Annotated in this window: 13 protein-coding genes; 7 read left to right on the top strand and 6 right to left on the bottom strand. The window is 69.8% G+C overall.

Annotation, left to right across the window (positions count from 1 at the left end; all coding sequences use genetic code 11):
• Positions 1–43 precede the first annotated feature (43 nt).
• The 5 genes from ACFU8W_RS09005 (at position 44) to ACFU8W_RS08985 (ending at position 6,041) form a co-directional block, all read left to right on the top strand.
• Entirely contained in the window at positions 44–1,369 is a 1,326-nt protein-coding gene (locus ACFU8W_RS09005) for a DUF2252 domain-containing protein (protein ID WP_384033820.1), read from the top strand.
• A 66-nt stretch (positions 1,370–1,435) separates the two neighbouring features.
• Entirely contained in the window at positions 1,436–2,167 is a 732-nt protein-coding gene (locus tag ACFU8W_RS09000; RefSeq protein WP_384033817.1) for a hypothetical protein, read from the top strand.
• A gap of 44 nt (positions 2,168–2,211) precedes the next feature.
• A complete protein-coding gene (locus ACFU8W_RS08995; protein WP_345514609.1) occupies positions 2,212–3,027 on the top strand; it encodes a DsbA family protein in 816 nt (271 codons plus the stop codon).
• Positions 3,028–3,112: 85 nt separating this feature from the next.
• Complete coding sequence (locus tag ACFU8W_RS08990; protein WP_384033814.1) at positions 3,113–4,771, top strand: alkaline phosphatase D family protein; 1,659 nt, start codon at positions 3,113–3,115, stop codon at positions 4,769–4,771.
• A gap of 286 nt (positions 4,772–5,057) precedes the next feature.
• Complete coding sequence (locus tag ACFU8W_RS08985; protein ID WP_384033811.1) at positions 5,058–6,041, top strand: zinc metalloprotease; 984 nt, start codon at positions 5,058–5,060, stop codon at positions 6,039–6,041.
• A gap of 58 nt (positions 6,042–6,099) precedes the next feature.
• Here ACFU8W_RS08985 and ACFU8W_RS08980 read toward each other — a convergent pair whose 3' ends face one another.
• Positions 6,100–6,669, bottom strand: coding sequence for a dienelactone hydrolase family protein (locus tag ACFU8W_RS08980; RefSeq protein ID WP_345514606.1), 570 nt, complete (start codon positions 6,667–6,669; stop codon positions 6,100–6,102).
• Positions 6,670–6,715: 46 nt separating this feature from the next.
• Between ACFU8W_RS08980 and ACFU8W_RS08975 the strand changes: the two genes are divergently transcribed.
• On the top strand, positions 6,716–7,843 hold the full coding sequence (locus tag ACFU8W_RS08975; protein WP_345514605.1) for a mechanosensitive ion channel domain-containing protein: 1,128 nt from the start codon (positions 6,716–6,718) through the stop codon (positions 7,841–7,843).
• Positions 7,844–7,896: 53 nt separating this feature from the next.
• Here ACFU8W_RS08975 and ACFU8W_RS08970 read toward each other — a convergent pair whose 3' ends face one another.
• Positions 7,897–9,483, bottom strand: coding sequence for a Na+/H+ antiporter (locus ACFU8W_RS08970; protein ID WP_384033806.1), 1,587 nt, complete (start codon positions 9,481–9,483; stop codon positions 7,897–7,899).
• A 239-nt stretch (positions 9,484–9,722) separates the two neighbouring features.
• Between ACFU8W_RS08970 and ACFU8W_RS08965 the strand changes: the two genes are divergently transcribed.
• Positions 9,723–12,038, top strand: coding sequence for a hypothetical protein (locus tag ACFU8W_RS08965; RefSeq protein ID WP_384033803.1), 2,316 nt, complete (start codon positions 9,723–9,725; stop codon positions 12,036–12,038).
• Between the two features lie 60 nt (positions 12,039–12,098).
• Here the strand turns inward: ACFU8W_RS08965 and ACFU8W_RS08960 are convergent, their stop codons facing one another.
• From ACFU8W_RS08960 to ACFU8W_RS08945, 4 genes are read right to left on the bottom strand one after another with little or no spacing between them, the layout of a single operon-like run.
• The gene (locus tag ACFU8W_RS08960) at positions 12,099–12,578 is read right to left on the bottom strand and encodes a GNAT family N-acetyltransferase (RefSeq protein ID WP_384033800.1); all 480 of its coding nucleotides are present in this window, start codon (positions 12,576–12,578) and stop codon (positions 12,099–12,101) included.
• Positions 12,575–13,516: an RluA family pseudouridine synthase gene (locus ACFU8W_RS08955; RefSeq protein WP_384033797.1), complete on the bottom strand. Its 942-nt coding sequence runs from the start codon at positions 13,514–13,516 to the stop codon at positions 12,575–12,577. Before ACFU8W_RS08955 ends, ACFU8W_RS08960 begins: the two co-directional genes overlap by 4 nt.
• A gap of 23 nt (positions 13,517–13,539) precedes the next feature.
• Complete coding sequence (gene lspA / locus ACFU8W_RS08950) at positions 13,540–14,163, bottom strand: signal peptidase II (RefSeq protein WP_384033794.1); 624 nt, start codon at positions 14,161–14,163, stop codon at positions 13,540–13,542.
• A gap of 58 nt (positions 14,164–14,221) precedes the next feature.
• Positions 14,222–15,067 (bottom strand): TraR/DksA family transcriptional regulator, encoded by an 846-nt coding sequence (locus tag ACFU8W_RS08945; protein WP_384033791.1) that lies wholly within the window; start codon positions 15,065–15,067, stop codon positions 14,222–14,224.
• Between the last annotated feature and the right edge of the window lie 16 nt (positions 15,068–15,083).

The following is a 15,083-nucleotide window of genomic DNA, read 5'->3' as shown; positions in this document are numbered from 1 at the left end:
GTCCCGTTCGTCATGCACGCCAGGTACCAGGAGGCACCCAGAAATGTCGGAAGCGCAGACCGGCGCAGCGCAGCGCGGGGAGCAGATTCTCGAGGTTTTCGACACCGCCTTCGGCCAGCTCCTGGCCGCCGATCCGGCTGCCTTCCGGGTCAAGTTCCGCAAGATGGCAGGCTCGGCGTTCGCCTTCTACCGGGGCACGGCGTGCCTGTTCTACAACGACCTGGAGCGGGAGCGGCACGGCGGCCCCTACCTGGACGACCGGACCGGCCGGGTGTGGATCCACGGCGATCTGCACGCGGAGAACTTCGGCACGTACATGGATGCGAACGGCCGGCTGATCTTCAATGTGAACGACTTCGATGAGGCGTACATCGGCCCGTTCACCTGGGACCTCAAGCGGTTCGCCGCCTCCGTCGCGCTGATCGGGTACGCGAAGGCGCTGGGCGACGACCAGATCAGTGCGCTCGTCCGGGTCTACGCGGCGGCCTACCGCGAGCGGATCCACGCGCTCGCAACAGGCGCGAAGAACGACGAGGTGCCGCCGTTCACGCTGGACACCGCCGAGGGTCCGCTGCTGGCCGCGCTGCACGAGGCCCGGTCGCTGACCCGGTTCTCGCTGCTCGACTCGATGACGGAGATCCGGGACTTCGAGCGCCGGTTCGCGGACGGCGGCGGCGCGATCGATCTGGACGCGGCGACGCGCTACAAGGTGCTGGCGGCGTTCGACGGCTATCTGGAGACGCTGCCCGAGTCGAGCCTGACCCGCCCCGACTCGTACCGGGTGAAGGACGTCGTCGGCCGTCGCGGTATCGGCATCGGCTCGGCCGGGCTGCCCTCGTACAACATCCTTCTGGAGGGCAACAGCGACGCCCTGGAGAACGATGTGGTGATCTACCTCAAGCAGGCACAGATCCCGGCGGTCTCCCGGCACATCACCGATGCGGCCGTGCGCGACTACTTCCAGCACGAGGGGCACCGCACGGTCATCTCCCAGCGCGCCCTGCAGGCGCACGCCGACCCGTGGCTGGGGTGGACCGAACTGGACGGTGCGGGTCAGCTGGTCGCCGAGGTCTCGCCGTACGCGGTGGACCTGGACTGGTCCGACATCGACGAGCCCGACGAGATCGCGGCGGTCGTCGCCGACCTCGGCCGGGCGACGGCGACGATGCACTCCGCCGCGGACGACGAGAGCGGCCACTCGCTGGTGCCGTTCTCCACGGAGCGGGCGATCGACGCGGCGATCGCGGCGGACGAGGAGGGCTTCGCCGGACTGCTGGTGGACTTCGCGCACAGCTACGGGGCGCGGGCACGGGCCGACCACCAGATCTTCGTGGACCTCTTCCGCAACGGCCGCATCCCGGGGCTGTAGGTCTCCTCGCGGTGCCACACCCCCTTTAGGCGGCGCTGACAGGTTCACATGGCACACTCTCGGACGATGGACATATCCGGTACGCAGCTCAGAGTCGTACGCGCGGCGCTATTCACAGCGCTCGTCGTGACGCTCTCCACTGCGTCCCATGTGCTGCTCTCCCAGGTCCCACTGCCGTTGACCGTGGTCGGCGGGCTGGCCGGTCTGGTCTTCGCCGCGGCGTACGCGCTGGCCGGCCGGGAGCGCGGTTTCGGCGCGATCGCCGGGCTGCTGGTGCCTCTGGAGCTGGCCGCGGACACGGTCTTCACCACCGGCCAGCACCTCTGTTACGGAGCGGCGGGCGGCCCGATCGCGGGTCCGCTGCGTTCGGTCGGTGTCGATGTCCTGTGCGGCGGCGGCGAGGTCGATGCCGGTGGGGCGCAGCTCGGCGGGGTCGGCGCGGTCGGCACCCCGCTCGCCTCGGTGACCGGTGCCGGACATGGCGCCGCCGCCCTGCTGGCCTCTCCCGGTCCCGCTGTGCCGTGGCTGCTGCTGGCCGCCCATGTGTCGGTCGGTCTGCTGGCCGCGGCATGGCTGCGACGCGGCGAGTCCGCGCTCGCCGGTCTGCTGCGAGCGGTCGCCGCCACGGCGTTCCGGCCGCTGCTGATCGCGGTCGCCGTGGCGGGTACGGTCCGCCGCTCCGTACGGCGTGCCGCCGGGCCCGCCCCGTACCGCCCGCATCTGCTCGCGCACGCCCGCCTCCTCGTGCACTCCGTGGGACGGAGGGGACCGCCTCGCTCGGCCTGCGCCACCGCCTGAGCCAGGACAGTCCCCCGACAACCCCACACCACGGAGAAACAACCATGAGCAAGCGCAACAGCCAGGCCAACAAGGCAGCCGCCCGCGAGCGGCTGCGCGCGGAGCGCGAGCGCCAGGCCAAGAAGGACAAGGTCCGCAAGCAGGTGATCGTCGGCGTCTCGGTGGTCGCCGTACTGGCGATCGCCGGCGGCGTCAGCTACGGCGTGATGCAGCTGAACAAGCCGGGGCACTGGGAGGCGGCGGCCGACGCGAAGAACGTCACCGCGCCGAAGAACACGTCGGGCACCGACGGCACGACCGTCGTGATCGGCAAGTCGACCGCCAAGAAGACCCTCGAACTGTACGAGGACTCGCGCTGCCCGATCTGCGCCCAGTTCGAGCAGGCGGTCGGCGAGACGGTCCACAAGGACGTCGACGCCGGCAAGTACAAGGTCAAGTACATCGGCGCCACGTTCATCGACAACAGCGACAACGGCGAGGGCTCCAAGAACGCGCTCAGCGCGCTGGGCGCGGCGCTCGACGTGAGCCCGCAGGCGTTCCTCGACTACAAGTACGCGCTCTACTCCGCGAAGTACCACCCGGAGGAGTCCGACGACAAGTTCGCCAAGGACTCGTACCTGATCAAGATCGCGAACACGGTTGACGAGCTGAAGGACAACAAGGCGTTCCAGAAGGACGTCAACGACGGCACGTACGACAACTGGGCGATGAAGATGTCCGCGACGTTCGACAAGAGCGGCGTGAAGGGCACCCCGACGCTGAAGATGGACGGCAAGACGCTCACCAGCGAGGGCAGCGAGAACGCCCCGATGAGCGTGGCCGACTTCAACACCGCGATCACCAAGGCGCTGAAGGGCTGACGACCGGCAACGGTTTCCCTACGGGCGGGCGAACTTCCTTTGTTCGCCCGCCCGTTCGCCTTACCGGTCAGTAGGGTTTCCCTTCGTGACCAGTCGACACCATTCCCCGTCCCTTCCCGCCCCCAGCCGCCGCACCCTGGTGAAGGCCGCTGCCGCCACGGCCGTCGCCGCCCCCGTGCTCGCCGCCACCAGCGCCCGCGCCGCCGACGGCCCCGCCTTCCTGCACGGCGTCGCCTCCGGCGACCCGCTGCCCGACGGCATACTCCTGTGGACCCGTGTCACCCCGACGCCCGACGCCGTGCCCGGCTCCGGCCGCGGCGCCGACACGGCGGTGCGCTGGGAGGTCGCCGAGGACAAGGAGTTCGCCCGGGTCGTCGCCCAGGGCTCCACCGTGGCGAGAGCCGCCTCGGACCACACCGTGAAGGCCGATGTCCGGGGTCTCGCCCCGGCGACCGCATACTGGTTCCGCTTCTCGGCGGGCGACGGTGCGGGAGTCCTCTCCCCGGCCGGGCGCACCCGGACGGCTCCCGCTCCCGGCACGACCGCACCCGGGGTGCGCTTCGGTGTGGTGTCCTGCGCCAACTGGGAATCCGGTTACTTCTCCCCGTACCGCCATCTCGCCGGCCGCGCCGATCTCGACGCGGTCCTCCATCTCGGCGACTACATCTACGAGTACGCGTCGGGGAGCTACCCGGACACGAAGTACGTCGTACGGCAGCACGAACCCACCCACGAGATCCTCACCCTCGCCGACTACCGGACCCGGCACGGCCGTTACAAGACGGACTCCGATCTGCAGACCCTGCACGCCACGCATCCGGTGATCGCGATCTGGGACGACCACGAGTTCGCCAACGACGCCTGGTCCGGCGGGGCCGAGAACCACACGCCGGACACCGAGGGCGCCTGGGCCGACCGCGCGGCGGGCGCCAAGCAGGCGTACTTCGAGTGGATGCCGGTCCGCGCCTCCACCGAAGGCACCGTCTACCGTCGGCTGCGCTTCGGCACCCTGGCCGATCTCCACCTCCTGGATCTGCGGACCTTCCGCTCCCAGCAGGCGACGATCGGCAGCGGCTCGGTCGACGACCCGGACCGCTCGATCACCGGCCGGGCTCAGCTGGACTGGCTGAAGGCGGGCCTGGCCGGTTCGGACGCCACCTGGAAGCTGGTCGGCACGTCGGTGATGATCTCTCCGGTCGCATTCGGTTCCGTACCCGCCCATCTGCTGGAGCCGCTCGCGGAGTTGCTGGGGCTGCCCAAGGAGGGGCTCGCGGTCAATGTCGACCAGTGGGACGGCTACACGGACGACCGCAAGGAACTGATCACGCATCTGCGGGACCGGTCGATCCGCAACACGGTCTTCCTGACCGGCGACATCCACATGGCATGGGCCAATGACGTACCGGTGAAGGCGGCCACGTATCCGCTCTCGGCCTCGGCCGCCACCGAGTTCGTGGTCACGTCGGTGACCTCGGACAATCTCGACGACATTCTGCACGTCGCGCCGCAGACGGTCTCGGTGGTCGCGGCCGCGGCGGTGAAGACCGCCAACCGCCATGTGAAGTGGGTGGACATGGACTCGCACGGCTACGGCGTCCTGGATGTGACCGCCGAGCGCGCGCAGATGGACTACTACGTGGTCTCCGACAAGACGAAGCGGGACGCGAGCTCCGCCTGGACGCGCTCGTACCGGACACTCAGCGGCACCCAGAAGGTCGAGCGGGTGGACCACCCGGTGCGCTGAAACGTCTGGTTTCGGCCACGGCGGGCCATGTTGACGGCGTATTACGTCGCTACGGCGGGTGGCGTGTTCCCTGGATCCAATGGGGACACACCACCCGTCGGGGTAACGCACTACGTTACGTCCAGGTCTCAAACTCTGGAACGGACAGAATTATTTCTTCCCGTTTCCCCGGTTTGTTCCACGGTTGATTGGGCTTGATCAGCGCTCCTCAAGGTGTGACATGCGCACGTAATCTCCCGGCGGCAGGTGAGGAAATCCCTCCCCCACGCTTCAGCGAGGAGTACTCGTGCGCACTCTTGCCCGTATATCGCCGCGTATACGTCACCGTGCGATCGGCATCGCCGTCCTGGCCGGAACCCTGGCCCTGGCACCGCTCTCCGCTCCCTCCGGCGCGGCCGCCGCCAAGGTGTCCACCGCCTCCGCCTCGGCGGAGAAGTGCGCAAACACCGACGCCACCGCGCGCGAGGCCCGTCCTTCGGGCACCCAGCACGCCTCCGACCCCAACGAACTCACCGCGACCCAGGCCAAGGCCATGGACGCGCAGCTCAAGGCGAGACTCGCGGACCGCCGGGTCAGCGGCGCCACGCTCGCCGCCGGAGCGACCATCCCGGTCTACTTCCACGTCATTCACTCCGGCACCACGGGCAAGCTCACCTCCGGCGACATCAGCAGCCAGATGAGCGTGCTGAACGCGGCATACGGCGGCCAGGGCACCGGAAACACCAACTCCGGCTTCCAGTTCTCGCTGGCCGGCACCGACTACACGGACAACGCCACCTGGTACAACCTCTCCTCGGGCTCCTCCGCCGAGAGGGACATGAAGACGGCCCTGCGCAAGGGTGGCAAGAACGCGCTCAACGTCTACACCGCCAACCTCGGTGGTGGGCTGCTCGGCTGGGCGACCTTCCCCAGCTCGTACAACTCCAGCCCGAGCATGGACGGCGTGGTCATCCTCGACACCTCGCTGCCGGGCGGCTCGGCCACCAACTACAACGAGGGGGACACGGCCACCCACGAGGTCGGCCACTGGATGGGGCTCTACCACACGTTCCAGGGCGGCTGTAACGGCAACGGCGACTACGTGTCCGACACGCCCGCCGAGAAGAGCGCCGCGTTCGCGTGCCCGACCGGACGCGACACCTGCACCAACAAGACCGGGGTCGACCCGATCCACAACTTCATGGACTACACCTACGACTCGTGCATGTACCAGTTCACCGCGGGCCAGGTGCAGCGGATGAGCGACAGCTGGACCGCCTACCGCGCCTGATCCCGGCGTCACGAGGAGGAGCCCCGCACACCGTCACGGTGTGCGGGGCTCCGTCCGTCTACAGAGTCGCGAGGAAGCCGAGGGCGACCTTCCACGTCAGATCGGCCGACGCCGCGTCGTAGTCCGGCAGATCCGGGTCCGTGAAGAGATGGCCCGCGCCGGGGTACCGGTAGATCTCCACGTCGGCGCCGGTCCGCTGCATCTGCAGATACCAGGAGTTCAGCCAGTCCTGCGTCTCGAAGGGGTCGGGGTCGGCGACATGCAGCTGCACGGGCAGCTCGTCGACCTCCGCGTTCTCCGCGATGTCCGACGTGCCGTGGAGGAGCAGCAGCCCGCGCGCCTTCTCGTCACCGAGTGCCAGGGTCTGCGCGGTGGAGGCGCCGAAGGAGAAGCCGGCGTAGACGAGACCGCGCTCGGAATAGGGGGCGGCGGCCAGCACGGCGCGCTTGAGCAACTCGTCCTTGCCCAGCTCGTCCTTGAAGGCCATGCCTTCCTCGACGGTCTCGAACGTGTGCCCGTCGAAGAGATCGGGCACGTGCACCTCGTGCCCTGCGCCGCGCAGCCGGGCGGCGGCCGCGTGCACCGCGGGGCGCAGCCCGTACGTCGAGTGGAAAAGCATGATGTTCATGGGAGCAATGGTGCCAGCTACGGTCGACGGCATGGAGAACCACGGGATGGAGAACATACTGCGTCCGCTGGTCACGGTCGGTGGCTCGGTGGTGCTCACACTGCTGGTGGGCTGGGGGGTCGATGTGCTGCTCCGGCGCGCCGACGCCCGGCATCCCGACACACCGCTGTGGGGTCTGCTGCGGCGCTGCCGGATCCCGCTGCTGCTGGTGCTCTGCACGGCGCTGCTGAGAGGCAGTTACACGCATACCGGGCTCGACGTGGTGATGAACCACCGGGCCGCGATCGGCCAGGTCCTGACGCTGGTGCTGATCGGGGCATCGGCGTGGCTGGTGGTCCGGATCGCGACGGCCGTCGTCGATTCCGTGTACGCCAGATACGCGGCGAACACCCGCGATCCGGCGCGGGTGCGGCGGGTCCGTACGCAGGTGACACTCATCCAGCGGGTGGTCACCGCGATCGTGGCGACCGTGGCGGCCGGCGCGATGTTGCTGACGTTCCCCGCGATGCGGACCTTCGGCACCTCGATGCTGGCCTCGGCCGGCCTCCTCGGCATCGTCGCGGGCATCGCCGCCCAGTCCACGCTCGGCAACCTCTTCGCGGGGCTGCAGATCGCCTTCGGCGACATGGTGCGGATCGGCGACACGGTGGTGGTGGACGGCGAGTGGGGCACCGTCGAGGAGATCACACTGACCTTCCTCGCGGTACGGACCTGGGACGAGCGGCGGATCACGATGCCGGTCTCGTACTTCACCAGCAAACCGTTCGAGAACTGGTCGCGCGGCGGCGCCCAGATGACCGGTTCGGTCTTCTTCCACCTCGACCACAGCGCCCCCGTCGCCGCCATGCGTGAGCAGCTGCGGGACATCCTGGGCGAGTGCGGCGCCTGGGACGGCCGCGACTGGTCCCTCGCCGTCACGGACACCACCCCGTCGACGATGCAGGTGCGCGCGGTGGTCACGGCGAAGGACGCGGACGACATCTGGACGGTGCGCTGCGCCGTCCGGGAGCAGCTGATCGGCTGGCTGCGCGACCATCATCCGTACGCGCTGCCGCGGGTCGCGACGGCGCCCGCGCCGCTGCCCCCGGGCGGACAGTGGCCCGATCTGCCCCACCCGGACGGCGCCAAGCCGTCCGATACGCACGAGGTGGCGCCCCGGACCGGCCGCGGCTGAGTGACGCGGGTCCGGAGCGCCGGCCGGAAGCACAGGCCGCGGGGACGCCCGGGTCAGCGCAGGCTGCGAACATCCAGCTGCCGCAGCACCCGGTCGACCACCTCCGGGTCCGTCCCCGACTCGCTGCGCGCGGACAACACCGCGTGCCGGGCGGCGGACATCATCTCGCGCTGCACCCGGTTGACCGCCCGGAACCGCTCGGCGCGCTTCGCGTACGCCTCCCGCCGGTCCTCGTCGACCATGTCGGAGCTGATCCGCGCCCCCACGTCGTACGCCAGCCGATGCAGCCGCTCCACGACCTCCTCAGGGAACTCCTCGACCTCCTCGATCTCCTTGAGCCGGTGCCTCGCGGCCTTCGCCGCGCGGATGGCGAGGTCCCGTTCCAGCGCCGCCTCCGCGTCCGCGTCGGCGCGGACGCCGAGCTTCCGTACCAGCCACGGCAGGGTGAGCCCCTGGACGACCAGGGTCGCCATGATCACGACGAAGGCGATGAAGACGATCTCGTCGCGGCCGGGGAAGGGTTTCCCGTCGTCCGTCTCCAGCGGGATCGCGAGGGCCAGCGCGACGGAGGCCACCCCACGCATCCCGGCCCACCACATCACAACGGTCTCGCGCCAGCTGGTGGGGATCTCCTCGCTGTAGTCGCGGCGGGTGTGCAGCCGCTTGGCCAGCCAGGTGGCGGGCAGCAGCCACACCAGCCGTACGCCGACGACGACCGCGACCACCGCCAGGCCCCAGCCGGCCATCTGCCAGCCGCGGCCGTGCGACGTGCCGAAGACGTTGTGCAGTTCGAGACCGATCAGGCCGAAGGCGACGCCGGTGACGAGCGTGTCGACGATCTCCCAGAAGCTGCGGCCGGTGAGCCGGCCCAGCACGTCGTCCGCGTCGGCGGTGTGCTCGGCGAGGAACAGCGCGGTGGTGAGCACGGCGAGCACGCCCGACCCCATCAGCTCCTCCGCGAGCACATAGCTCACGAACGGCACCAGCAGCGTCAGCCCGACCTGGAGCGTCGCATCGCCGAGCAGTCCCATGAGTTTGATGGTCAGCCAGCCCACCGCCAGACCGACGGCCACGGCGACCACGGCGGAGAGGATCAGCAGCCCGAAGGCCTCCGGCAGCGAGAAAGTGCCACTCACGGCGGCGGCGATCGCCACGTGGTAGAGCACGATCGCGGTCACGTCGTTGAACAGTCCCTCGCCCTCCAGGATGGAGACGAGCCTGCGCGGCAGCCCGAGCGATCCCGCGACGGCGGTCGCGGCGACCGGGTCGGGCGGGGCGACGAGCGCGCCGAGGGCCACGGCCGCGGCGAGGGGCAGCCCGGGGACGATCGCGTTGGCGACGGCGGCGACGGCTGCCGTCGTCACGAAGACCAGCGCCACGGCCAGCAGAAAGATCGGTCGTTTATTGGCGGTGAACTGCCGCCAGGAGGTGCGCTGCACGGAGGCGTAGAGCAGCGGCGGCAGCAGCGCGGGAAGAATGATCTCCGGCGGGATGTCCACATTCGGCACGAAGCTGAGGAACGCCATGCCGACTCCGGCGAGCGTCATCAGCACCGGGGCGGGCAGCCCGAGACGTTCCCCCAGTGGCACCGTGACCACGGCTCCGAGCAACAGCAGGAGGAGCAGTGCCAGTTGGTCCACGATGTGCCTTCCGGAGCATGCCGAGCGGAACCCGGTGGTCGGTCGATCAGTGGTTCCAGCGTGCCACGCAATGCCTGCAAAGCGGACAACACCCCCTCCCTCTCACTTCCTTGACCGTTCATTGATCCGATGTCTCCTCGGTCAACCCTCTTCCGTCACCTCCGCCGGGCGGGCAGTATGCAATGTGCGCGATTCAGGGACGAGAACCTCCACCACATATATGACTGACTGGAGAGACCGTGACCGAGTTCTCCCGAAGGCACTTCGTGGGCACCGCGGCGGCCGGCACCACCGCCCTCTGGCTCGCCGGATCCCGTACCGCCTGGGCCGCACCCGCCCCCGCAGCCTCCGGCAGCCCGCACGCCGACCCGTACGAGCAGACCGTCCGCGATGCCGCCCCGACCTGGCGCCGGCTCCCGACCGGCTGGCAGGAGGCGCCCTTCCTCGCCAACGGCTACCTCGGCGCCCAGCTGTACGCGGGAAGGACCGCCGACACCCTGAAGCTGATGATCAGTCACAGCCAGGTGCAGGACCAGCGCGGCCAGTGGCGCGGCGGCATCGGCTTCTCCCGGCTCCCCATCGGCTACTTCACCCTCACCCTCGCCGGGGAGATCACGGACGTCGACTGGACACTGGACCCGTACGACGCCGAGCTGCGCGGCACCGTCACCACCACCCGCGGCTCCCTCACTTTCTCCGCTCTCGTGCAGAACGACACCGGGGCCCTGCTGATCTCCACCCGGCCCACCCCCGGCGAGGAGTCCGCGGCCTGGTCCTTCCAGTGGCTGCGCGCCGCGACCACTCGCAGCAGCGGCAAACCGGCGGACTACACGCCCAACCCCGACCCCCGGGTCGGCGACGGCTTCGTCGAGCAGCCGCTGCTCGCGGGCGGCGGCTGGAGCATCGCCTGGCGCGAACGGAGCGAGGGCACCGGCAGGCTGCTCGCCGCGCACCTCGTGTACCGGTTCCCCGGCCAGGTGACGGAGGCGACGGACGAGGCGCTACGGGCGGTGGACCGTACGCTCACCATCGATCCGGAGAAGCTGGTGGACCGTCACCGCCGCTGGTGGCACGCGTACTACCGGCGCAGCTTCCTCTCCGTACCGGACAAGCGGCTGCAGAGCTTCTACCTCATCCAGCTCTACAAGCTCGCCGCGTCGACCCGCGCCGAGGGACCGACGATCTCCGAGTGGGGGCCGTGGTTCCCGGAGATCGGCAACAACTGGACCGCGGTCTGGTGGAACCTCAACGTCCAGATCGGTACGGCACCGATCCACGGTTCCAACCATCCCGAACTCGACTCCGTGACAAACGCCTTCCGCCGCTTCGAGCACAACCTGCCGGCCTCCGTCCCGGCCGAATACCGCGACGGCGAGAGCTACGCGCTGGGCCACCCCTCCGACTGGCAGCTGCGGGCCGGCGACACCTACGACGTGGGCGCGCCAGGCTCGGACCACATCTCCGACAACTTCGGCAACCTCACCTGGGCCCTGCACAACGTCTGGCAGTCCTACCGGCACTCGATGGACCTCAAAGTCCTGCGCGACGTGGTGTACCCGATCCTCGCCAGGGCCATCAACTTCTATGCGCACTTCCTGCACGAGGGCCCGGACGGCAGGCTGCATCTGCTGGAGACCCGCTCCCCCGAGTACGCCAACGCCGCGGACTGCACGTACGACCTCTCGCTCATCCGCTGGGGTGTGCGCACTCTCATCGCCTCGGCGAAACTGCTGCGGAACAACGATCCGCGGCTGAAGCGCTGGCAGGACATCGAGCGCCGGCTCACTCCGTACGCCGAGGACCCGGCGGCCGGTGTCATGATCGGCAAAGATGTCCCGCTCGCCGACTCGCACCGGCACCACTCGCATCTGCTCTGGCTCTACCCGCTGCGCGAGCGGAACTGGGACCGGGTGGAAGACCGTGAGGTGATGCGGCGCTCCATGGACCACTGGGTCTCCATGCAGCAGCTGTGGCACGGCTACAGCTACGCGACCGCCTCGTCCATGTACTCGGTCATGGACGAGCCCGAGAAGGCGTTGGACCATCTGACGTTCTTCACGGATCTGAAGGTGGTCGCGGACTGCCGGATGACGGTCAACACGATGTACCGGGAGGGCAAGAACCTCGCCCTGGAGTCCCCGCTCTCCGCCGCGCAGTCGATGCTCGACATGGTGGTGCAGGGCCACGAAGGGGTGGTGAAGGTCTTCCCGTCCGTGTCGGAGCGCTGGGCGGACGCCTCGATCGCGTCACTGCGCACCCAGGGTGCGTTCCTGGTGGACGCGGACCGCGCCGGCGGCGCCACGCGCTGGGTACGGGTGCACAGCGAGGCCGGCGCCCCGCTGACCCTGGAGCACTCGATCACGGGCCGCATCGACGTACGGGACGGGCACGGGCGCCCGCTGCACTGGCGGGACTCCGGTCCGGGCCGGATCACGGTCACCCTGCCACGCGGCGGCACGGCGGTGATCACACCGCACGGCGCGCGTCGCCCGGAGCCGGGTCCGCGCGACGTGCCGTCGAACGGAACCTGGACGCGCTGGGGTCTGCCGGGCTGACGGAGACGTGTGCGAGGGTGCCGTTCCGGTCCGTACGACCGGAGCGGCGCCCGGTGTGATCTACAGGCTGCGGCGCATCGCCCGGTGGGGGATCCCCGCATCCGGGAACTCGGGGCCGTACACCACGTACCCGAGCCGCTCGTAGAAGCCGAGCGCATGGGTCTGGGCGTGCAGGTCCACCGCGGCCAGACCGAGACCGCGGGCCGCGTCCTCGATGGCGCGGACCAGCGCCGCGCCGACCCCGAGACCGCGTGCCCGGCTGGTCACCGCGAGGCGTCCGAGCGAGCCGACGGTGAGGTCGCCACCGGTCTTGGCGGCCACGCCCGCGCCGTGCAGCAGCCGTCCCGTACCGAGCGCCGTACCGTCCGCCGCGACGGCGATCACATGCAGCGCGTCCGCGTCGTAGGCGTCGTACTCGATCTCCTCGGGCACGTTCTGCTCGCCGACGAAGACCTCCTTGCGGACCTGGAAACAGGCCGCGAGGTCGCTCTCGTCGACGGCTGTGCGCGTGGTGTACGGGGCCGGGGTTCCGGTGGTCACTGGCTTTCCGCCGCAATCCTGTCGAGGGCCTGCTGCAGGTCGTCCGGGTAGCTGCTGGCGAACTCCACCCAGCTGCCGTCCGACGGGTGCTCGAAGCCGAGCCGGACCGCGTGCAGCCACTGCCGCGTCAGCCCGAGGCGCTTGGCCACCGTCGGGTCGGCGCCGTATGTCAGGTCGCCGACGCAGGGGTGGCGATGCGCGGACATGTGCACCCGGATCTGGTGCGTACGGCCCGTCTCCAGCTTGATGTCGAGGAGGCTCGCGGACCGGTACGCCTCGATCAGGTCGTAGTGCGTCACGGAGGGCTTGCCCTCGGCCGTGACCGCCCACTTGTAGTCGTGCGTGGGGTGGCGCCCGATGGGGGCGTCGATGGTGCCGCTCATCGGGTCCGGGTGTCCCTGGACCAGCGCGTGGTACTTCTTCTCGACGACCCGGTCGCGGAACTGGCCCTTCAGCAGCGTGTAGGCCCGCTCGGACTTGGCGACGACCATCAGGCCCGAGGTGCCGACGTCGAGGCGGTGGACGATGCCCTGGCGCTCGGCGGCGCCCGAGGTCGAGATCCGGTAACCGGCCGCGGCGAGACCGCCGATGACCGTCGTGCCGGTCCAGCCGGGGCTCGGGTGGGCTGCGACCCCGACCGGCTTCACGATCACGACGACGTCGTCGTCGTCGTGCACGATCTCCATGCCCTCGACGGGCTCGGCGACGACCTGCACCGGAGCGGGTGCCTGGGGCATCTCCACTTCCAGCCAGGCACCGCCCTGCACCCGCTCGGACTTCCCGACCGCAGCGCCGTCCACCAGCACCTTCCCGGCAGCGGCCAGCTCGGCGGCCTTGGTGCGGGAGAAGCCGAACATGCGGGAAATGGCGGCGTCGACACGCTCGCCTTCCAGACCGTCGGGAACGGGCAGGGTGCGGACCTCGGGATACGTACTCACCAGTCGAGTATGCCTTGCCCCTGCTAGTCCTTGTGCACGGTGCCGTCGGGGTCCAGGCCCTTGAAGGAAAGGATCACGATCAGGATGCCGCCGCAGACGATGGCGGAGTCCGCGAGGTTGAAGACGGCGAAGTGCGCGGGGGCGATGAAGTCGACCACCGCGCCCTTGAAGAGACCGGGCGAGCGGAAGATCCGGTCGGTGAGGTTGCCGAGCGCACCGCCGAGCAGCAGACCGAGCGCGATCGCCCACGGCAGGCTGTAGAGCTTGCGGGCGAGGCGGGCGATGACCACGATCACCGTCGCCGCGATGGCGGTGAAGATCACCGTGAACGCCTCGCCGATACCGAAGGCGGCGCCCGCGTTCCGGATGGCGTCGAAACGCAGCCACTCACCGAAGATCTCGATGGGCTGCTGGTGCTCCAGCTTCGCGACCACGATCATCTTGCTGCTCAGGTCGAGCAGATAGGCGACGACGGCCACGGCGAAGAGCACCATGATCTTCCGCTTGCCCTTGCCGGGGGCCTCGGCCCGGTCCGTGTCCGCGCCCGTGTCCCCGACGGTCTCACCCCGGACCTCGTCCTCGGGGCCCCCGGTCCCCTCAGCATCAGGGATGTCCGGCGTACCGATGATGCGCTCCGCCTCTGCCACGTGAGTCCCTCAACCTAGGTTCCTGACCGAAGACGAGGGTACGACACACCTCCCTGAATCAGCCGCGACGCTCCTGCTTCTGTTTGTCCTCGACACAGAGCGTCGCCCGGGGGAACGCCTGCATCCGCGCCTTGCCGATCGGATTGCCGCAGATCTCGCACAGTCCGTAGGTCCCCGCGTCGAGCCGGGCCAGCGCCCGCTCGGTCTGCTCCAGCATCTCCGTGGCGTTGGCGGCGAGCGCCATCTCGTGCTCACGCGTGATGTTCTTCGTGCCGGTGTCCGCCTCGTCGTCACCGGCCCCGTCACCGGAGTCGCGCATCAGCCCGGCGAGCGCCGCACCCGACGCCTCCAGCTCGCTGCGGAGCCGCATGACCTCGCTGGCCAGCTCGGCCCGGGCCTCCGCGACCTCCTCGGGCGTCCAGGGGTCCTCGCCCGGCCGTACGGCCAGATCCCCGGGCGCCGTCGCGGCGGCGACCCGGGCAAGCGGCACCGGCGCCGCGTCCTTGCCGGACGTGCGGGTCCGGGCTGCGCTCTTCTTGGCTACCACCGTGTGGGCTCCCGTCTGCTCGGCGGCCTCGACCGCCCCCATGGCCGCCTCAGCGGCCTTCTTCGAAGCCTTCTTGACCGCGTTCTTCCTCGCCGCGGCCTTCGTGCCAGGTGCCGCGTGCCCGCCGCCGGTGTCACCGTCGGCCGTCCGCTCTCCGTCCGCCTCGTGCGCGGCCGTCTTCCGTGCCGCGGTCTTCCTCACCGCAGCCTTCCTCGCTGCGGTCTTCTTTGCCGCGGCCTTCACCGGAACCGGCTCCAGGACGGTCTCCGTGCCCGCGTCTGCGTTCGTCTCCTCGGCCGCCGCGCCCGTGGATCTCGCTGACGCCGACTTCTGTACGGCGGTCTTCTTCGCCACCATGGCCGCGGCCCCTTCA

Source organism: Streptomyces sp. NPDC057565 (assembly GCF_042801455.1).
In the GTDB taxonomy this organism is placed as follows: Bacteria; Actinomycetota; Actinomycetes; order Streptomycetales; family Streptomycetaceae; genus Streptomyces; species Streptomyces yanii.
The sequence above is the reverse complement of the archived record's forward strand: the minus strand, read 5'-3'. Positions and strand labels throughout refer to the sequence as shown.